This window comes from Anaerosporobacter faecicola (genome assembly GCF_012070565.1).
Taxonomy (GTDB): Bacteria; Bacillota; Clostridia; order Lachnospirales; family Lachnospiraceae; genus Anaerosporobacter; species Anaerosporobacter faecicola.
Genome location: NZ_JAAQRO010000052.1, coordinates 21,981 through 41,642, shown reverse-complemented (window position 1 = coordinate 41,642; position 19,662 = coordinate 21,981). Strand labels below are relative to the sequence as shown.

Annotated in this window: 18 protein-coding genes; 15 read left to right on the top strand and 3 right to left on the bottom strand. The window is 36.8% G+C overall.

Translation table 11 applies throughout. The annotated features are described in order from the left end of the window. The first annotated feature begins 162 nt into the window (after nt 1–162). Together HBB17_RS19210 and HBB17_RS19205 are read left to right on the top strand one after the other, a co-directional pair. On the top strand, nt 163–609 hold the full coding sequence (locus tag HBB17_RS19210) for a Hint domain-containing protein (RefSeq protein WP_167959126.1): 447 nt from the start codon (nt 163–165) through the stop codon (nt 607–609). Between the two features lie 461 nt (nt 610–1,070). Next, nucleotides 1,071–2,324 carry an Ig-like domain-containing protein gene (locus HBB17_RS19205; RefSeq protein WP_167959124.1) on the top strand — a complete coding sequence of 418 codons (1,254 nt, stop codon included), beginning with the start codon at nt 1,071–1,073 and terminating at the stop codon, nt 2,322–2,324. 240 nt (nt 2,325–2,564) lie between these two features. Here HBB17_RS19205 and HBB17_RS19200 read toward each other — a convergent pair whose 3' ends face one another. Then, nucleotides 2,565–3,323, bottom strand: a complete 759-nt coding sequence (locus HBB17_RS19200; protein ID WP_167959123.1) for an AraC family transcriptional regulator — start codon at nt 3,321–3,323, stop codon at nt 2,565–2,567. Between the two features lie 151 nt (nt 3,324–3,474). On the opposite strand from HBB17_RS19200, the gene HBB17_RS19195 reads away from it, so the two are divergent. The 3 genes from HBB17_RS19195 (at nt 3,475) to HBB17_RS19185 (ending at nt 6,737) form a co-directional block, all read left to right on the top strand. Next, complete coding sequence (locus HBB17_RS19195; RefSeq protein ID WP_167959122.1) at nt 3,475–5,415, top strand: right-handed parallel beta-helix repeat-containing protein; 1,941 nt, start codon at nt 3,475–3,477, stop codon at nt 5,413–5,415. Between the two features lie 105 nt (nt 5,416–5,520). Beyond that, complete coding sequence (locus tag HBB17_RS19190; RefSeq protein ID WP_167959121.1) at nt 5,521–6,354, top strand: P-loop NTPase family protein; 834 nt, start codon at nt 5,521–5,523, stop codon at nt 6,352–6,354. Beyond that, on the top strand, nt 6,351–6,737 hold the full coding sequence (locus HBB17_RS19185) for a hypothetical protein (protein ID WP_167959120.1): 387 nt from the start codon (nt 6,351–6,353) through the stop codon (nt 6,735–6,737). The genes HBB17_RS19190 and HBB17_RS19185 overlap by 4 nt, the downstream gene beginning before the upstream one ends. Nucleotides 6,738–6,954: 217 nt before the next feature. Here HBB17_RS19185 and HBB17_RS19180 read toward each other — a convergent pair whose 3' ends face one another. Continuing rightward, nucleotides 6,955–8,367 (bottom strand): NCS2 family permease, encoded by a 1,413-nt coding sequence (locus HBB17_RS19180; protein WP_167959119.1) that lies wholly within the window; start codon nt 8,365–8,367, stop codon nt 6,955–6,957. Nucleotides 8,368–8,742: 375 nt separating this feature from the next. Between HBB17_RS19180 and HBB17_RS19175 the strand changes: the two genes are divergently transcribed. Beyond that, complete coding sequence (locus HBB17_RS19175) at nt 8,743–9,198, top strand: hypothetical protein (protein WP_167959118.1); 456 nt, start codon at nt 8,743–8,745, stop codon at nt 9,196–9,198. 236 nt (nt 9,199–9,434) lie between these two features. Continuing rightward, nucleotides 9,435–11,489 (top strand): methyl-accepting chemotaxis protein, encoded by a 2,055-nt coding sequence (locus HBB17_RS19170; RefSeq protein ID WP_167959116.1) that lies wholly within the window; start codon nt 9,435–9,437, stop codon nt 11,487–11,489. Here the strand turns inward: HBB17_RS19170 and HBB17_RS19165 are convergent. Further along, a complete protein-coding gene (locus HBB17_RS19165; protein WP_167959115.1) occupies nt 11,484–12,509 on the bottom strand; it encodes a helix-turn-helix domain-containing protein in 1,026 nt (341 codons plus the stop codon). The two genes, HBB17_RS19170 and HBB17_RS19165, sit on opposite strands and share 6 nt — an antisense overlap. 416 nt (nt 12,510–12,925) lie before the next feature. Between HBB17_RS19165 and HBB17_RS19160 the strand changes: the two genes are divergently transcribed. The 8 genes from HBB17_RS19160 to HBB17_RS19125 all read left to right on the top strand — a co-directional run bounded on the left by HBB17_RS19160 (nt 12,926) and on the right by HBB17_RS19125 (nt 19,598). Continuing rightward, nucleotides 12,926–13,948: an ABC transporter substrate-binding protein gene (locus HBB17_RS19160; protein ID WP_167959114.1), complete on the top strand. Its 1,023-nt coding sequence runs from the start codon at nt 12,926–12,928 to the stop codon at nt 13,946–13,948. After that, nucleotides 13,941–14,927 (top strand): FecCD family ABC transporter permease, encoded by a 987-nt coding sequence (locus HBB17_RS19155; RefSeq protein WP_167959112.1) that lies wholly within the window; start codon nt 13,941–13,943, stop codon nt 14,925–14,927. Before HBB17_RS19160 ends, HBB17_RS19155 begins: the two co-directional genes overlap by 8 nt. Next, nucleotides 14,924–15,928, top strand: a complete 1,005-nt coding sequence (locus tag HBB17_RS19150) for a FecCD family ABC transporter permease (protein ID WP_167959111.1) — start codon at nt 14,924–14,926, stop codon at nt 15,926–15,928. Before HBB17_RS19155 ends, HBB17_RS19150 begins: the two co-directional genes overlap by 4 nt. Before the next feature lie 37 nt (nt 15,929–15,965). Beyond that, nucleotides 15,966–16,739, top strand: a complete 774-nt coding sequence (locus tag HBB17_RS19145; protein ID WP_238483812.1) for an ABC transporter ATP-binding protein — start codon at nt 15,966–15,968, stop codon at nt 16,737–16,739. Nucleotides 16,740–16,783: 44 nt separating this feature from the next. Then, nucleotides 16,784–18,034: an MFS transporter gene (locus tag HBB17_RS19140; RefSeq protein ID WP_167959109.1), complete on the top strand. Its 1,251-nt coding sequence runs from the start codon at nt 16,784–16,786 to the stop codon at nt 18,032–18,034. Nucleotides 18,035–18,085: 51 nt separating this feature from the next. After that, the gene (locus HBB17_RS19135; protein ID WP_167959108.1) at nt 18,086–18,271 is read left to right on the top strand and encodes a hypothetical protein; all 186 of its coding nucleotides are present in this window, start codon (nt 18,086–18,088) and stop codon (nt 18,269–18,271) included. Then, nucleotides 18,234–18,629, top strand: coding sequence for a YibE/F family protein (locus HBB17_RS19130; RefSeq protein WP_167959107.1), 396 nt, complete (start codon nt 18,234–18,236; stop codon nt 18,627–18,629). Before HBB17_RS19135 ends, HBB17_RS19130 begins: the two co-directional genes overlap by 38 nt. Before the next feature lie 246 nt (nt 18,630–18,875). Then, complete coding sequence (locus HBB17_RS19125) at nt 18,876–19,598, top strand: PHP domain-containing protein (RefSeq protein ID WP_167959106.1); 723 nt, start codon at nt 18,876–18,878, stop codon at nt 19,596–19,598. The last annotated feature ends 64 nt before the right edge of the window (nt 19,599–19,662 follow it).

The following is a 19,662-nucleotide window of genomic DNA, read 5'->3' as shown; positions in this document are numbered from 1 at the left end:
GTCGAAACGCACTCTTGCCCCGCTTATTATTATTTCTAATAAAGTTTATAATTGTAACAAATAGGTTCTCTAAAAATAGAAAATTATGTTATAATAGAGGTGTAGTAATCAACATATCTATCGTAGTACTAAAGAAACTATTATAATGTAGGAGGTATTAGGATGATAAGAATGAGTGAAGAAAAACAAGGGGTTTTACTTATGGAGAACGGCACAGTAAAGAGATTTTCTGAGATTAAAATCGGAGATAAGATCCGTTCAAAAAATGACATCGCTCGAGTTGACAACATATGGAAAGACGTGGAGATCGAACCAATGATTCGTTTAACTGTTGATTGCACAGAACTTCTGGTAACGAAAGACCAACCAGTGATGACAGAATGTGGGCCTGTTGTTGCTTGTGAGTTAACAGAAGGGAAGAAGGTATTAACAAAGGAACATGGTTATGTTCCAATCACACAAATTGTAGAAGAGGGGTGCAGAGATACTGTAGTGAAACTAGATCTTCATCTAGAAAAAGATAATCAGATGGAAAAACATATTATGTATATTAGTGGAATCGCAATGGGAGATTACATTATGCAGAATAATATGGAGTATATTATGTAGCAAATAATTAATTGTAGAAGTTGATAGGAATTAAGAAAACGAAGAAAGAAAAAGAAACGAAGAAAGAAATCGAGAAAAAAGAAAGCATAATTAATTAAAAATTGAATATTACATAAAAACAATTTTCAGGATTGAAATGTCTAGACTTAGATACATCGTGTTGTTTCTAGATACAATTTCTTGAAAATTGTTTTTTTGTTTTTGGGTTATTTGCATGCTAGTGGGCGTTTATTATATATGTATAAACAAGGGGATAAAATGTCGAAAAAGGATATTGTTATTCCTTGGGATTAATGATAAAATAGGTCTAACAGATAGGACAAAAGTCTTACTGAAAAACTTATGTAATCTTATGTTTATGCTATAACGTATTCGAGCATAGCATTTAATTGCACATTGCATAAGAGTATACATATGAAACATGATATTGGAAACATTATTTACGAAAAGGAGAGGGTCGAATGAAACACTTCAAGAGAGCAATTGTAGGGCTACTTTGTTTTGCGATGCTATTTGGATTATGTAATGTACAAGTACTTACAACAAAAGCGGCTACAAAACCTACATTGGAGGATACGAACTTAGTAATATCCTTGGGAAAACAGCCATACACAGGAATCTACATTTACAATCAAGTAAAAGGTGCTACGTATACTTACACCTCAAGTAATAAGAAGATTGTAACAGTAAGTAAAAAAGGTGTACTTACAGGTATAAAAACCGGTAAAGCAAAGATTACTGTAACGCAAACCTACAAAAAGAAAAAAACAAAAGTTGGTACATGTAACATTGAAGTTAAAGCTGCAAAGTTAAACGAAACATATTATGAAATGAATTACCGTAGAGGCGAAATGTCAGATTATGATTATTATGAATATAATCTGAATAATTGGTCAATTGTCGATTATCCTGCAATTGGAGCAAAATATACATACACTTCAAGCGATTCTAGTATACTTAAAATCAACAAAGATGGTGTAATTACGGAGTTTGGTAAACCAGGTAAATCCGTAACAATTACCGTAAAAGAAACATATAAAAAGAAAACAAGAACAGTTGGAAAATTCACGGTAAAGATTCGTGTACCTGCTCTTAGTGAAAGTGAAATAGAGATCGGGTTAAATGAAAGCTTTTATCCATATGATTATTTTACAGGATATAGCGGAACTTATTATATTGTTAACTCAGATCATGCAGAACCAAACATGGATAATTCCAATGTAGTGGATTCAAAAGATGATGCAAATGCAGCAGCTAATGTTTTGGGATTTCTCTATGAAGATGGATACTGGTATGGTGCATTAAAGGGACAAAATCTAGGAACTGCATATGTACATTGTTATGCTGCAACCTCTGCTGAAGAAATCTCTGCAGATACCTATATTGGTACAATTAAAGTTACCGTAAAAGAGATGAAAGCAACCTCATTAAGCTGGGAAGAGGAGTATTATGACACGGATGATAATGGTGTAGTTCAGGTACAATATTGGGACGAAGAGGATTATTGTAGTTTTTATTACAACTATGAGCCATATAATTGCTCAGACCCTGTAACAGTTACAAGCAGTGATACCAATGTTGCTGTTGTTGATCCGGATTCCTATAAGGGCAAGGTTTCCTTAATAATCAAAGGGGAAGGTACTACTACCATTACCGTAAAACTTGGTGATTTCACACTTACTAAGACGGTTAAATTCATAAAGAGTGATTACTAGATGAATATAGTATTCAACTACACTAAAGATAGATTCTAGTGAGTGAAAATTGAGGAAGAAAAAGAAAGTAGATTAAGTGGATACAATTAGGCTGTCGCACGGAACCGATTACTTATTGGTTGATGCGACAGCCTTTTTATCTAATAGAGGAAAGTCAGAGGACTTTCCTCTATTGAATAAACCAGCCGGGGGAGGCGCATTCGCACCTAAGGTAGATGTCAGCTGAAGCTGACTGTGTTCTTATGTATTCCGATAATCATTTGGCACATGATTCGTGATCTTTTTGAAATTTCGATGAAAACTCCGGAGACTTTCATAACCACATTGAAAGGCAATTTCGGATATGGGGGCGTTGGTTTGTTCTAGTAGATAACAAGCATGTCGAATCCGTTGCTGGTTGCGATATTCGGTAAATGATAATCCAATCTTGTTCTTGAATAACCGAGAGACATAGGTATAGTCATAGCCCAATTCGTTTGCTAGAGCGGAAAGGGTACAGTCTTCCGTTTCGTGTGCATCAATATAGGAGAGAATCTGAAAGATGGCAGAATCAGGAACGGTATGCTTTTCTTCGACAAAGAAATCCGTGTGCTCTGTTAAAAGCCCACACATCTGATAAAGAAATGCTTTCTTTTGATAGTAGTTTGTATATTGGACATTCTCTGCATGAAAACTATATGCTTTTAGGATCGGGCTATTTGGTAGTAAACCTTTGTATTTAGTAGAAAAATGACCGATTAGTTCTGGAGAAAACAAAACGATGGAGGTACAGGAGTCCTCCACTTTTTTGTATGCATGAAGCTGATTTGGGAAAATAATTGCTGTTTCATTGGCATGTAATTCATAGACTCTATCATCAAGTGTTAATTGTATAGAACCACTAGTTACGGATATCAATTCAAAGGAACGATGAAAATGAAGTGGCCAGGAACACTCGTTAAATGGGTATGCTACATAGAAATCTTCACGTTCTGAATTTTGCCGTTCATAAAAAATCATAAGATACCTCCATACCACAAATTATGTCTCTTATTGTACAAGGGATTGCTTGTGTTTACAAGTACAAATCTTTACAATATAAGCTAGATTAGCAATAAAACGATCTCCTGATCAGTAATGTATTCGAACAACGGAAAGGAAAGAAAAGATTATGGGAAATGTATATCATGTAGCAAAGAATGGATCCAATCAAAATGCAGGTACGAAAGAACAGCCATTTTTTACGATTCAAAAGGCAGCAGATCAAGCGTTGCCCGGCGATACAGTAATTGTACATGAAGGTGAATACCGTGAATGGGTAAAACCAAGAAACAGTGGGAAAGGGCAGTGTGGACGTATTACCTATGAAGCAGCACAAGGAGAGCATGTGGTTATTAAAGGCTCTGAATGTGTAACAGGTTGGAAACAGAATGAAGAAGGCATATGGAGCGTGTCAGTAGAGAATGAAATATTCGCTGGGTACAATCCTTATGCAATACCAATTTGGGGAGATTGGCTTGTCTACCCAAAGAAAAGTCAAGTTCATCTAGGAGATGTATATCTGAATGGAATTTCTTTATTCGAGGCAGGTTCATTGGAGGAACTAAAACAACCTCAAATACGATATACCAGTGAATGTATTTTAGCAGAGAAGAAAGAGGCACTTTTATATCCGGAGCGTAGTGTTTATCTATGGTATGCACAGGTTAAGGAGCAGGAGACAATCCTATATGCGAATTTTGGAACGTATGATCCGAATAAGGAACTAGTAGAGATGAATGTTCGTCGTTCCTGTTTCTTCCCTGAACATACAGGAATCAATAACATAACCGTGCGAGGATTTGAAATGGCACATGCAGCAACCCCATGGGCGCCACCAACAGCTGATCAACCTGGGATGATTGGCCCTCACTGGAGCAGGGGTTGGATTATTGAGGACAATATCCTACATGATTCCAAATGTAGTGCAATCAGTCTGGGGAAAGAAATCTCAACAGGACATAATGAATTTTCCAAAAACCGATACAAACCAGGTTATCAGCATCAGATGGAAGCGGTTTTCTTAGCAAAACATATTGGCTGGGATAAAGAACGAATTGGTTCACATATTGTTCGGAATAATATAATCTATGATTGTGGTCAGAATGGAATCGTTGGACATCTAGGCTGTATCTATAGCGAAATCTACGGCAATGAAATCTATCAGATTGCAAAGAAATATGAATTCTTGGGATATGAAATCGGTGGTATTAAATTGCATGCCGCAATTGACGTGCAGATTCATCATAATCGTATTCATCATTGTTCCCTTGGTACTTGGTTGGATTGGCAGGCACAAGGAACTCGCGTTAGCTGTAATGTGTATGACCATAATGATCGTGATTTAATGGTGGAAGTTACCCATGGACCATATCTTGTGGATAATAATATCTTTGCTTCAGAATATAATTTTGAAAATGTTGCACAGGGTGGTGCTTATGTACAAAACCTTTGTTGTGGTTATATGAAGAGATGGGCAGTACCTGATCGCTCCACGCCTTATCATCTTCCACACTCTACTGATCTACTGGGTACAGCGATCGTATATGGTGGAGATGATCGTTGGTATCAGAATATATTCGTAGGTGGAGATGAGAAGGATCGAAAATATGGAACGGCAGATTATAATGGTTCCCCTATCAATATGGAAGAGTATGTAGAGGCATACTATCAAGTGGGAGAAGGGGACGTAGAAAATTATGCACATATAAAGCAACCCGTTTATATTCAAGGAAATGTGTATCTCAATGGAGCAAAAGGGTTTGATCGTGAAAAAGATGGATATACAGAGGGCATTGATCCAATGGTTGCGGTTACTACAGAAGGGGAGAATACATACTTAGATATAACGCTACCAGAACAGATTTGTGATGTTGCAACGAAACGAATTGGGACATCGAATCTCGGTATGCCAAGAATAACGGAAACACATTATGAAAATCCAGACGGGTCACCATTGACGATTGATCATGATTTGCTAGGAGAGGAATTGCAGGCATCTCCAATACCAGGTCCAATACAGAAACTAAAACCAGGAAAGAATCACATCTTGATCTGGAAGAGTAGGCTTTAAATAATCAGTTTGCTGTAATCTCCCTAAGATGATAAAATAGTTGTGTTACACGTGAAGAAAACGAACCTTATTATCTGATGAGGGGCATAAAGGGGGACATGTGAATTGAAGAAGAATATATTTATAGAAGGGATACCCGGTTGCGGAAAAACAACGCTATTGAATCGATTGAATGAAGCATTGCCAGAGTATCAATGTTTTCGAGAAGGAGATTGGTCACCTGTAGAACTGGCATGGTGTTCTTACATGAATCAGGACGAGTATGAGAAAGCACTTAGGTTATTTCCAATGCTTGAAGAGGAAATTCGAAAGAATACCATTGATGAAGGAGAGAAAAAAGTTGTTACCTATACCAAAATCCGAACGGAAGAACCGGATTTTTACTCCTACATGGAACAATTTGAAATCTATAATGGACGAAGAACAAGAGGAGAATTTCATGATATTGTTATGAGTCGGTTTCAACGATTTAATGAAACAGGGAAACTATTTGAATGTTCCTTTTTTCAAAATATCGTTGAAGAACTTTTGCTATATGAACAATATGAGGAAGAGAAAATTTTTGCATTCTATAAAGAGTTATTGGAGCATGTGGATCTGAATTCCTTTTTGCTGATTCGCCTAGAGACAACAGATATTAAGACAACAATTGAGCAGATTAAGAAAGAACGGGTGAATGAACAGGGGGAAGAAGTCTGGTATCGAATGATGATGGAGTATCTAAATCAATCACCTTATGGGAAAGTACACCAGTATAGCACATTTCAAGATTTAGTTGATCATTTTACAAGAAGAATGCAAATGGAAGACCGTATCATGAAGGAACTACTTACAAATCATTGTATCCGGTTAGAAAGTAAAAAGTATACGTTTGAAGAGGTTATAGCCGATATAAAATCTTTTGCAAATGAGGAATGTAAAGATAGGAGTGTTGAATGAAAAAGAATAAAGTGGTAATCCTAATCGTCAGTGTATTGATCGTTGGAGGAATTTTGGGATTATTGAAGAGTTTGATTCCAGGCTTGGAGCACCTAGATTACCGCTATCTATTTACAAAGACGTCTACATATGCGACGAATGAAAAGCCAATGTATGCTGTAATCTATAGTATTGTAATGGCACTTCTTGAAATCTCCTGTATGTGTGTGCTCTTTTCATATTCAAAGAAAACCATAAGACTTGTCTTATTCTTACTGTGTGTGAATGCGATTGGATGTTTTATTGCAATTTGTCTAGGCGATTTACTAGCAATTGTCAGTTTACTAATCCGTATACTAGCGATTGGATATATAAGACGTGTTTATCAAAGATTTTCAGAATAATAGAAGTATGTTATTATTCGCGTAGACGAACAAGAAAACAAAAACCCCTTAACAAGTAATCTGTGAGTTGAGTAGCAGATTGAACTTGTTAAGGGGTTTTGTTGTTATGTTGATTGGTAAAGGAATCAACATAAATGAAAAGTGAAAAGTATCAAATAAATATAGCAATACAGAGTCAATTCTACAATACTGTACAATTGACTCCGTATGATACTAACTAATTAATAAAGGCTAATAAGATATAGTTCAGAATGAATAATGCAGATACAACCCAGATAATTGGGTGTACGTCTTTTGCTTTCTTATTACATACCTTAACGATACAGTAGAAGATGAATCCTGTTGCGATACCATTTGAGATACTGTAGCAAAGAGCCATAAAGATACCAGCAAAGAATGCAGGAATTGCTTCACTTAAATCATCCCAAGCAATTTCTTTGAATGAAGATAACATCATAACACCAACAATAATTAACGCAGGTGCAGTAGCTGATGATGGAATTGCACTTACAAAGGAAGCAAGGAATGCACTAAGTGCAAAACAGATAGCGACAACAACACTTGTTAATCCTGTACGTCCACCAGCACCAATACCAGCAGCACTTTCTACATAAGTAGTTGTATTCGATGTACCAAAGATTGCACCGATTGATGTTGCAGTTGCATCTGCAAATAAAGCTTTGTCCATCTTTGAATGGAATCCAGAATTTGTTTCCATTGATTTTTCGTCTTCTTCACTGAAGATACCACTACGACGACCAGTACCGATAAATGTTCCAATTGTATCAAATGTATCAGATAAACTGAAAGAGAAGATCGTAATTAAAACAATTGGTAGTTGGGATAAATCGGAGAATAAGGATGGAAGACCATCTTTTGTAAAGATTACACCAAATGTAGAAGGAAGGGCTGAACATGCTTCCTTAAAGTTGATTGTATCACCAACATTCGTAAGACCCATAGGAATACCAATTAATGAAGTTACAATAATTCCAATAAAGATTGCTCCTTTTACTTTTAACATAAGGAGTGCTACCGTAATAACAAGACCAATTACAGCTAAAATTGCAGCTAATTCTGAAGATTTAAAACCAGATAAAGTTGGAACGATTTGAGATCCGTGTACAGAAGCACCAATGCCAACTTCTGCACCAGTATCATTGGTAAAGTTAATGATATTTGCATTTTTTAAACCAATATAAGCAATAAAGATACCAATACCACCACCAATAGCATTTTGCATGCTTCTTGGGATTGCTTTGATTATGTATTTACGAAGTTTAGTCACAGTAATAAGTATATTGATCAAGCCACAGATGAATACCATAGATAATGCTTGTTGCCAAGAAAATTTAAGTCCAAAACATACCGTATATACGAAGAAGGCATTGAGACCCATACCTGGAGCTTGTGCGTAAGGGACATTAGCAACTAATGCCATGATCAGCGTACCAACGATTGAAGAGATGATGGTTGCTAGGAATACAGCACCCCATTCCATACCTGATTGAGATAGTACACTTGGATTCACGATGATAATGTAAGCCATAGCGAAGAAAGTGGTTAGTCCGGCAAGAATTTCGGTTGATACGTTCGTGCCATTTTCCTTGAGTTTGAAAAACTTTTCCATAATTGACCTCCTAATTTTAGAAACAGTGCGAATTGCCACTAGTAACAAAAAAGTAAATTAAGTTACTAAATTATGAAAGAATATAACGATTATTACATTCCTATACATAAATTTGACAAAATGAGTATATCTGATTTTTAAAGATTTTGCAACGAAAAGATAGAAAAATTCGCTATTTTTCTCTAATATTAGACAGGCTTCAGAATGCTATTAGTACACCTTATAAAAATCTATTCTTATTCACTTATTATTTAATAGGTAGCAAATCACCTGAATCTATTTTCTCTGCATAAAGTTCAAGTATTATTCGAAAACTATAATTTACAAGGTTCAATCAGGAATGTATAGGATTAATAAAAAAGGAAATAGGAGAAAATGATGGGAAAACAGAAGAAGAAAATTAGTTCGCATTTATTTCTATATATAGGAATCCTATGTTTGTCTTTTTTTGGTTATTGTATTGCTTTTCAAATGATCATGGAATATAATGCAACACTCGTTCAAGGAAAAATTACGAAGATAGTCACAAAAGAAGAGAGTTTGCATAGGGAGGAGCAGTCAGCACTTTTGGTTAATAAGGAACCTGGAATATATGTAAGTTACCAAATAGAAGAGAAGGAATATCGAAATTGCTATCTACCAAGAGGCAAAGGAAACGTGAATGAAACGATTTCATTCTTTGTGAATAAAATGGATCATACAAAGATATTTGTATTCTCATCAAATCTTGATATCTTATTGTATGTCATTGCAGTAGAGGGAGTACTCTGTATCATAATCGACCTCTTTCTCCTAAAGAGGAGGAGAAACAGAGAAAGGAAAGAAGAATAAATACTGGTAAAAACATGTAATTATAGTACAATATATGCCATTTTATCAGAAAATAATCCACTATATATTGAAAATATTATCGAAATATAATAATTATCTATTTATATTTGAAATATATGTATTATATGGTAAAATTAATACTACTAATAGTGTAAATAGCATCAAATAACACTATATATGAGAAAATATTTAAAAAAAAGAAACAAATGAAAAAATAGGAAAGGAAGTGTCACTCTATGAAATTTAAAAAAATTAGTATTAGAATGTTAGTATTTATAGTGCCGGTAATCCTGATTGCAATGACGTTATTAGCAACGATTAGCGCTGAAACAAGTAAATCGATTATTAATCAGCAGATTAGCCGAGAAATGAATTCAGAACTATCCAGCCAGTTACAAAGTATAGAGAAATGTTTGGATTCTATATCTATTCTTGCTGATTCTATTGCAAGAGCAGTGGGAGTAACGTATCAGACGGAAAATCAAAAGAATTATGAGACAATGTTATTGGAGTTCGCAAAAGCAAATGACCTTGCTATGGGTTGTGGATTATGGTTTGAACCATATGTATTTGAAACAACACAAGAGTATTTTGGCCCTTATGCTTATAAAGATGGAGATAACTTTGTGATTACCTATGATTACAGCAATTCTACGTATGATTATTTCTCACAGGAGTATTATCAGAATGCCAAGACAAGTAAGGAACCAGTATTTACAAATCCATATTATGATGAGACATTAGATACGATCATGTCTTCTTGCTCTACACCAATCTTTGATGCAAACCAAACGTACATAGGGTGTGTCACGGTAGATATGCGATTTGACACGATTCAAGAATTGATTGGTAATATATCCGTTGGCAAAGACGGAAAGGGGATGTTGGTGACTGGTGAAGGAACCTATATCTATTGTGATGATTTACAGAAAGCCGAAGAAGGGGTACGTATTACGGACGAGAAGAATACATCCCTTACCCGTGCGGCAAAAGAAATCTTAGCAAAGGAAGAAGGAATGACTACATACAAACAGAATGGAGAAAAGTACAATCTCTATTTTACAACCATTCCGAAATTAGGGTGGAAGTTGATGATTCAGATTCCTACGGCTGAATTAAAAGATCCTGTGAATAGACTTATACTTAAGTTGTCTTTTGTAGCTTTATTAGCTACGGTACTTATTGTGGTAATGGTATTGGTCCAGATACGAGGAATATCTAAGAGTGTCAACCGCGTTAAGAGATTCGCAGGTTCTTTGGCTGATCGTGACTTCACCGTTCAAGAGATTCATGTTAAGACAAAAGATGAATTAGGATTAATGGGAAATTCACTGAACGAGATGTATGCTAGTAATAAGTATGTAATCAAGAATATTGCAGAACACGCAGATGAGATCAATGATTCAAGTATTAATCTGAATAAATCGGCAAATGAGTTACTTGAACAATTCAGTCGCATTGAGAATTATATGCGGGAAGTGAACGAAGCAATGATGTCAACGAGCGCCTCAACAGAGGAAGTAAATGCTTCCACAGAAGAAGTGAACGCATCAGTTGGTGTATTAGCTACTGAGATCCAAAAGAGCAAAGATATGTCTGGTGAGATTAAGCAACGTGCCAGTGAAATCGGAAAAACAAGTAAGGAATCCTATGAATATGCGAGTACTCTGTCCCAGAAATACGAAGAGCAGTTAAGTAAGAGCATAGAGAACACGAAGATTGTGGAATCCATCGGTACGATGGCAAATGCAATCTCTGACATTGCTGGACAGATTAATCTATTGTCTTTAAATGCTTCTATTGAAGCTGCCAGAGCAGGCGAAGCAGGACGTGGATTTGCCGTTGTTGCATCAGAAATCGGTCGTCTTGCCAATGATACAGCAGTTACTGTAACAGAGATTCAAACTACAATACAGGAGATTGAATCCGCTTTTCATGAATTAACAGGTAATTCAAGTACGCTTCTTGCATTTGTGAAAGAGACGGTTACTCCAGATTACCAGAAATTCGTAACAGTAGCAGATCAATATAATACCGATGCAGATTATATTGAAGAAATATCAGAACAGATGGCGGATATGGGAAATGGAATTGAGCGAATCATGAGGGAAGTAAGTCTTGCAATACAAACGATAGCTGAATCTGCACAGTTTACAGCAGAAAATAGTGGCAAGATCATGGAGTCGGTAGGTGAAGTTTCTCAAAGCATTGATCAAGTTTCTACCATGTCAAAGAAACAGGAAGATATCGCCTATAATCTCAGCCAAGTGGTTGGTCAATTCAAATTATAGGAATGCCTTGTTTTCTTGATTCTGTCGATAGGCCAATGGTGTGCAATGGTAGGTTTTACGAAAGATTTTAATAAAATTACTGGTGTAGGGATACCCTACCTGAGAGGCAATCTCTGCAATACTTAGTTCCGTTGTACGTAAAAGTTTAACAGCCATAGACATACGCAGGGATGTGATATATTGTCCAATTGGCATATGATAATAGTAAGAAAACCCCGCTTTTAGTTTTTGGGGATTTAGAAATACCAATTCACTTAGATGTTCGATTGTCGGTGGAGATTGCAGGTTGCTTGTTAAGATTTCCTGTGCTTTCACGATAGAGCGAAGATCAGAAGCAGAAAGTATAAGGGTGCGATTTTTACCGATAGTTATTTTTTCAAAATCCAGCTGTCTGGTGAAAGCATTGTCCATAGCTGTTTCCATTGTTTGGCTGATGATGGCAATACACTCTAGGATACAACTTTCAAGATAGATCGTGTTAAGTTTCTCCTGTGAGGAAAGCAGTTGCATCTTTTCTAAGATTGTAATAACTTCGACAGGAAGATAAGGATATGTTACGTTCTCTATGAATTTGCTATAGTCAAATTCCATAGAGAACGTTTTTTTTAAGTAGTTCTTTATATAGCTTTCATAAATCGTAACCTCAGCACCTTTGTAGTGTTCTCCTTTGGACCAGGCTTGCCGCCCACGGATTTCTTTTTCTATAACAAAAAAGGAGGAAGGCTTAAAAGAGGATACGGATTGATTTTCTAATTTATAATTGGTTGAGCCCAAGTAGACGATCCCAAAGCGAATGAGATGTTCCGGGTTATCAAATGTAATCTGAAAAGGATGAGGAATGGTGAAATCAGCAATAGCAAAGGTATAGCAGCCAGTTCGCTCATACAGTAGAAGCTGTCCAAGAGAAGGTTTCTCTGGATTATGATAGTGAACATAATTTTTATGTGGTTCTGTCTGGAATGCTAGTTCCTGAAGTACGGTTCTTCGAAATTCATCAGAAGAAGAAACGATTGTTTGCATAATTTTTACTCCTTTACAAAAAATATACCTTATGAATAGCATTATAGGCATTTTCTAAAATCTTATCCCCAATTAAGAGTAACCCACGTTTATTCACAAATACTATTCCTAAATTGTAACCTTAAGAGAGTAAGCCTAAAAGATAACCCCAAATAGAATAACTACTCTTAATAGGATAACTCAAAAAAGTACACGAGTAAGTAGAAATCATAATGAGTAGAATAAAAATAATGCAAAAAGGTGTCGAAATAATGAAATCGGGTGAAAGTATTGCTTCATAAAATAATATTATATATAATTCATGTAAGTTAGTTATGAATAACTGCTGGTAGGCTAAAAAAACATTTGTTATTCTAGCAAAAATGAAAAGAAAAGGCAATTCTTTATTGAAAATAGAACAAAAAGGAGAAAAAGAGATGAAGAAACAAATATTACTTGCAATGACAGTAGTAACATTAGCATTTGGTCTGATTGGCTGTGGGAATAAGAATGCCACAAATTCCAATGGACAAACAGAAGGAACAAAAGAAGAAACAACAGAAGAAACAACAGAAGAGGCAACAGAGGGAACGAATATAGGAGAAGAAACTGGAACAAGAACCATCAAAGATGTGAAAGGTGAGGTGGATATTCCTGTTGCACCACAGAGAATTGTTGATATTAGTGGAGCAAGTGATATTCTCTCTATATTAGGATATGATGTAATCGGTACAGCAAATAGTGATGGATATGATTATACAAAGTTTCCAACCTATCTAGAAGATGTATTAGGAGATGCAAAGATTCTTGGTTATAGTATGTTAGCAGAAATGGATGTAGAAGCAATCATCGCTTTAGAGCCAGATCTGATTGTAATCTCAACTGTACAGGAAAAGATGTATGACCAATTATCAAAAATCGCTCCTGTTGTTATGATTGAATTAAAACAAATGGATTGGAAAGAAGACTTTCGCCATGTAGCAAACGTATTTGGTGAGGAAGAAAAAGCAACTACTTGGATTAATGAATACTTGGCAAAAGCAGAAGAAGTAGGAAAACGAATCAAAGAAACCTATGGAGAAGAAGACACATACTTATCCTTCTTAGCAAGTGGTGGAAGCTTATTCCTATTCGACAGTGCTGGGTTAGGAACAATCTTTTATGATGATATGGGATTAGCAAAACCAGAAGGAATGCCTGCTCAAGAGAATGTAAGTTTACCAGTAGTAACATATGAAGGATTAGCAGAAATCGATGCAGATCACATCTTTGCCATTGCTACAGAAGAAGATTTAACTGCATTAAAAAATAGTAGTATCTGGAATGGAACAAAAGCTGTTAAAAACGGTAATGTAGTTGAATTACCAGCAAGTCCTTACTTTAATCAAGGTTATAGCCCAATTGGTCGTGCTGCATTTGTTGAAGAAGTGGAATCACTATTAGCAGGAGCCAATGAATAAGAAAACAATCGTATTTTGTACGATCTGTAGTGGAATTGCAATGATCGGGCTATTCGTTGCAATCTTAGCTGGTGCAAAACAGATTCCAATCAAAACGATATGGGATAGTATCTTTCATTATGAAGATGTATTAGAGATGCAACTAGTCCGAGATGTTCGAATACCAAGAGTAATTAGTACCGCCTTAGTAGGCGGTATTCTTGGTATTACGGGAGCGATGATGCAAGGCGTGACGAGAAATCCCATAGCAGAACCTTCCTTGATGGGAATTACACAGGGAGCAACCTTTTCCATCGCGTTGGCAAGTGCAAGTCCCTTTCTATATGGAGCAATGGGAAATACAATGGCAGCATTTCTTGGAGCGATGATCAGTGGACTTCTTGTATTAGGATTTAGTATGAAAAGTGCTAGGAATATGAATTTGTCCCGTCTATTATTGGCGGGAACGGCATTAAGTACCTTCTTCATCTCTATGGCGACAATTCTCGCCTTATTGACGAACAAGTCTCAAAATATTGCGTTCTGGATAGCAGGAGGATTTCGTTCGGCAACTTGGACGAGTGTGAAACTTCTATTCGTAGTGGGTGGAATCACGACAATTATAGCACTTTTCTTCGCACCAAAGATTAATATCGTAAATCTAGGAGAGGAAGTTTGTATTGGATTGGGAGAAAATCCAGTGAAGATTCGTATGTGGACATTGCTATTAATCATACCAATGTGTGCCGTATGCGTAGCAGTTGCAGGAAATATTGCATTTATTGGATTAATCGTTCCATATATAATTCGTAAGATTGTTGGACAGGATTATCGATTGATTATGCCAATCTCTTTTCTAGCAGGAGCAACATTAGTAATCTGGGCAGATGTACTTGCAAGGCTTATTAACCAACCTTACGAAACACCAATTGGTTTATTTACTTCACTTGTTGGCGTTCCGCTATTTATTATTATGATACGAAAGGAGAAAGTAGGATGAAAAAACGAAGAAGTAGATCCTATATCGTATTGAGCCTGGTTTTCCTTGGTATCTTACTGTTGGCATTATCATGGGGAACCTATCAGATTTCCCTTTCTGATATCTATAAAACGATTATGGGGAAAGGAAACTTGTTGCAAAGTACAACCATTTGGGATATTCGGATGCCTCGCATCGGGATTGCACTGTTGGTTGGTATTTGTCTTGCTGCGTCGGGGAGTGTCTTGCAAACTGTCACAGGAAATGAATTAGCGGAACCAGGAATGATTGGAATTAATGCAGGAGCGGCACTTATGGTAGTATTGGTCATCTCCAATAAGACAACCAATTACTATGATGCAATAGGGGCTAGTGCACTATACATTATGCCAGTTGTTGCGATTTTTGGTGCATGCATGAGTGGAATTGCCATCTATCTCTTAAGTTATAAACGCGGGGTTTCACCTACAAGGTTAATACTAACGGGAATTGGTGTGAACGTTGGAATTAATGCCTTCATTTCCCTCTATCAACTTAATATGTCAAGAGGAGACTATAATCAGGTTCTTACTTGGACAAGTGGTAGCTTATGGGGGAGCAGCTGGCGGTTCTTTTGGTTGATCTTACCTGGAGTTATGGTATTCTTAGTTGCAATTCTGCACAAAGCAAAGATTTTAGATGTGCTTTCTTTAGGAGATGAAATTGCGACGGGGTTAGGTGTTCAAGTGGAAAAGGAGAGGAGAATCTTATTCTTTTTTGCAATCGTATTAGCGGCATTAGCAACTTCTGTAGCAGGTAATATTGCCTTCCTTGGGTTGCTTGGTCCACATATTGCAAAACGTCTGGTTGGTCCTGTTCATCGCAGACAGATTCCCCTTGCAGCGTTAATCAGCAGTATGATCATGATCTTTGCCGATACTTTTTCAAGGAATATGTTCTCTCCTATTGAGATACCAGCTGGAATAATGATTTCTATTGTTGGTGTTCCGTATTTTATATATTTGATGATGAAGGAAGCATAAGAAAATTGGATTATTAAAAGAAGCAATGGAGGAAAAAATGATTGAAGTAAAAAATCTAGATGTTGCTTATGAGCAAAAGTACATCATTCAAAATATGAATTTGGAGATACCAAAAGGAAAGATTACCATGATTATTGGTTCAAATGGCTGTGGAAAATCCACCTTGTTAAAAACAATCGCTCGAATTCTTACGCCTAAAAAAGGAGAAATTTATTTAGAAGGAGTACGCATCAAAGAACAGGCACCTAAGGAGATTGCCAAGAAAATGGCAGTTCTTCCCCAAAGTCCGGTAGTTCCGGCTGGTTTACTAGTAAAAGAATTGGTTTCCTATGGGCGTTTTCCTTATCAAAGTGCCCTTGGTGGGTTAAAGCAAAAGGACATGGAGCAAGTAAACTGGGCGATGGAAGTTACAGGAATCGCAGCGTATGCAAATCATCCAGTAGACCGTTTATCTGGTGGACAACGACAACGAGCTTGGATTGCTATGGCATTGGCGCAGGAAACCGAGATTCTTGTGTTAGATGAACCAACCACCTATTTGGATATGGCGCATCAATTGGAGATATTGATGCTTTTACAGAAATTGAACAAAGAGCAGGATCGCACCATTATTATGGTATTACATGAATTAAACAATGCCACGAAATTTGCAGATCATATAATTGGGGTAAAAGAAGGCAAGGTTGTATTCGAAGGTAAACCACTAGATGTGATAACCCAGGAAAATCTTCATCAGCTATATGGAATTCATGCAAAACTACAGCTCGATGAGAGTGGAACATACCCAATCTGTACGGATTTTTCCATTTAAAAAATGGATTCGTTGGACAACTGTGTTTACAAGAAGGAGATGACATGACACAAAAGTTATACCACAAAAATTTTATTATATTGGTATTGGGACAAATCATATCGCTGTTTGGTAACGCCATTCAGCGATTTGCTTTGTCACTTTACCTATTGGACTTAACAGGATCAGCGGCAATCTTTGCAACGATTCTGGCATTATCCATGATTCCTGTAGTAGTACTTGCTCCAATTGCAGGGATGCTAGCAGATCGTGGGAATAAGAAAAAGGCAATGGTGTTCCTCGACCTACTCAGTGGAAGTTTATTATTGCTTTACGTCACAGTAGGTTTACATTGTGATGAACAGACGCTTGTAATTACAATCCTTATGATCCTTTTATCAGCCATTGCTACTATTTATCAACCAGTTGTGAACACCAGTATTCCTCTAATTATACCAAAAGAGGAGCTGGTACGTGCTAATGCGATTATTCAACAGGTTGCTTCGCTTAGTAATTTCCTTGGACCAATCTTAGCTGGCGTCTTATATGGTGTATTGGGGATAAGGGGAGTCGTCATCTTTAATCTGATTAGTTTCTTTTTCTCGGCAGGAATGGAATTGCTACTACAGATTCCTCATAAAAAAGTTACGCGTAATAGTTCATTTCGCCAAGCTTTCCTTATGGACATGAAGGTAAGCTATCAATTCCTTCGTTATGAAAATCCCATTGTTTTTCGAATGTTACTCTTTTCTGGATTTTATAATCTCTTCCTTGTTCCTGTATTCAGTGTAGTAGCCCCTTATCTGATCAAGATCACCTTTGGGTTGTCATCGGAAGTATATGGAATTGTAGAGGGGGGTATTGCACTAGGAATGATCCTTGGTGGTGCCTTAATTGGTTGGAAACCAAGACAATTTCATATCAAACGGGTTCATCGATTGCTATACCTGACAGCCCTTGCTATGTTTCTAATGGCGGGGACCTTGTTTGGTTTTGGGACAGACCTTTTAAACGCTTTGCAAAGTACGATTGTATTCACAGGAGCAGGAATGCTGATCATGGGGGTACTTGGGGTTGCCAATGTATTAACTGCTGCTTACCTCTATCAGGCAGTTGCTGTAGAGAAGCTAGGTAAAGTACTTGCCTTTGGTTCTGCTTTTGCAACATGCTGCATACCTTTAGGACAACTCCTGTTCGGAAATTTATTGGAACTGTTTCGTGAGAGATTGTGGTCCTTATTGCTATTTGCGGGAGTTGCAGTTTTTGTAGTAACCTTATTGGTTCGTTGGAATGTAAGACAGATACCGGAGGAGTAGTTTTACAAGAACTTAACAGAAAAAGGGAACTAGTCTTAATATAGATTCCTTATGATGGCAGTAAGTCAACAGGGTGTTGATGGAAAACATTGTATAATAGGGAGGAATCTTATGTTTCGTTTTTTTAAAGACAACAAAAAGAAAATAATGAGCTTCGCATTAATTGGTGCATTAGCAGCGACTTCACTTATGGGCAATCATGGATCTGGCAGTAGACATCACCAGTGCAGACAATGAAGTAATTGAGAAATGTCCAACCATTCGCCCATTGGAAGCCATTCGTTCAGGAATCCATGTAGGAAGAGCTGCGATGGGAACAATGACAACAACGTTATTATTTGCCTATTCTGGTGGATATATTGCATTACTAATGGTTTTCATGGCGCAGGGAACACCCATTTATAATATATTGAATTATAAGTATGTAGCAGCAGAAATACTTCATACCATTATAGGAAGCTTTGGATTAATCACGGTGGCACCATTTACAGCAGTAACAGCAGGTGTTTTATTAACCAATGGGAAACTACGAGATTTAAAGCATCGTACGAAGGAAGAAAAAGCAGAAGATATAATTATGACAGAAGAAATGTAAGCCAATAACCTTTTTATCTATAAGAGGAACAAATCACGTTCCTCTTGTTGATAGAAAGGTTTTTTCTTGTTCATGGACTCATTGGGGAATTACGGTTGAAATGTTATTGGATTAGGCTATAATTGAGAAGTAAGAGCCCAATTCATAGGGGTTCAAAAATCGTAGTTTATTGTGCAAGAACAACGTGTTAAACAATATGTAGTACATAAATGGCATAGGAACAAGTCACATAGAAAGGGAAAACCGATGAAACAATATTTATACGAAACACATTTACATACAAACGAAGGAAGTGCATGTGCACATAACACAGGAAGAGAGATGGCATATGCTTACAAAGAAGCAGGCTATACGGGAATTATTGTTACCAATCACAACTGGGGAGGGAATACTTGTGTGGATCGTTCATTACCATGGCAGGATTGGGTACAGGAATTTTCCAAAGGATATGAGCAGGCGTATGAAGCAGGCAAAGAAATCGATCTGGATGTATTCTTTGGCTGGGAAGCTGGTTATCAAGGAACAGAATTTTTAATCTATGGCTTGGATAAAGAATGGATGTTAGCTCATGAAGAATTACATGACGTGACAATAGAAGAACAGTATGCCCTTGTGAAAGCAAGTGGTGGGATTGTTGTACATGCCCATCCATTTCGAAAAGAACCATACATTCCAAAGATTCGACTGTATCCAGAATATGTAGATGGGGTTGAAGCAATCAATGCAACACACTCCAATTCAAAAAGTAGGAGTCATAATGATCCTGCTTTCAATGAACAAGCGATTGCATATGCAAAGAAGTATAACTTGCCAATGACAGCTGGCTCCGATATGCATATATCCAATCTATTTGGCGGAGGAATGTTATTTGATCATCGACTTCATTCGATTAAGGACTTTATAGATGCTGTTCTTTCAAAATCCTATATTGGATTAACAGATGGGGAAACAGTAATGAATTTTCGATAATTCGATTAGCACATTCTTGTCCTCTAATAAGAATATCCTCTTTTTTGCTATAGGAATCGATGGT

Coding starts and splice junctions, on each gene's coding strand:
- HBB17_RS19170 (WP_167959116.1), top strand. CDS start 9,435: ATGAAATTTAAAAAAATTAGTATTAGAATGTTAGTATTTATAGTGCCG.
- HBB17_RS19135 (WP_167959108.1), top strand. CDS start 18,086: ATGATGGCAGTAAGTCAACAGGGTGTTGATGGAAAACATTGTATAATA.
- HBB17_RS19180 (WP_167959119.1), bottom strand. CDS start 8,367: ATGGAAAAGTTTTTCAAACTCAAGGAAAATGGCACGAACGTATCAACC.
- HBB17_RS19145 (WP_238483812.1), top strand. CDS start 15,966: ATGATTGAAGTAAAAAATCTAGATGTTGCTTATGAGCAAAAGTACATC.
- HBB17_RS19125 (WP_167959106.1), top strand. CDS start 18,876: ATGAAACAATATTTATACGAAACACATTTACATACAAACGAAGGAAGT.
- HBB17_RS19175 (WP_167959118.1), top strand. CDS start 8,743: ATGATGGGAAAACAGAAGAAGAAAATTAGTTCGCATTTATTTCTATAT.
- HBB17_RS19130 (WP_167959107.1), top strand. CDS start 18,234: ATGGATCTGGCAGTAGACATCACCAGTGCAGACAATGAAGTAATTGAG.
- HBB17_RS19150 (WP_167959111.1), top strand. CDS start 14,924: ATGAAAAAACGAAGAAGTAGATCCTATATCGTATTGAGCCTGGTTTTC.
- HBB17_RS19165 (WP_167959115.1), bottom strand. CDS start 12,509: ATGCAAACAATCGTTTCTTCTTCTGATGAATTTCGAAGAACCGTACTT.
- HBB17_RS19195 (WP_167959122.1), top strand. CDS start 3,475: ATGGGAAATGTATATCATGTAGCAAAGAATGGATCCAATCAAAATGCA.
- HBB17_RS19155 (WP_167959112.1), top strand. CDS start 13,941: ATGAATAAGAAAACAATCGTATTTTGTACGATCTGTAGTGGAATTGCA.
- HBB17_RS19200 (WP_167959123.1), bottom strand. CDS start 3,323: ATGATTTTTTATGAACGGCAAAATTCAGAACGTGAAGATTTCTATGTA.
- HBB17_RS19185 (WP_167959120.1), top strand. CDS start 6,351: ATGAAAAAGAATAAAGTGGTAATCCTAATCGTCAGTGTATTGATCGTT.
- HBB17_RS19160 (WP_167959114.1), top strand. CDS start 12,926: ATGAAGAAACAAATATTACTTGCAATGACAGTAGTAACATTAGCATTT.
- HBB17_RS19210 (WP_167959126.1), top strand. CDS start 163: ATGATAAGAATGAGTGAAGAAAAACAAGGGGTTTTACTTATGGAGAAC.
- HBB17_RS19140 (WP_167959109.1), top strand. CDS start 16,784: ATGACACAAAAGTTATACCACAAAAATTTTATTATATTGGTATTGGGA.
- HBB17_RS19205 (WP_167959124.1), top strand. CDS start 1,071: ATGAAACACTTCAAGAGAGCAATTGTAGGGCTACTTTGTTTTGCGATG.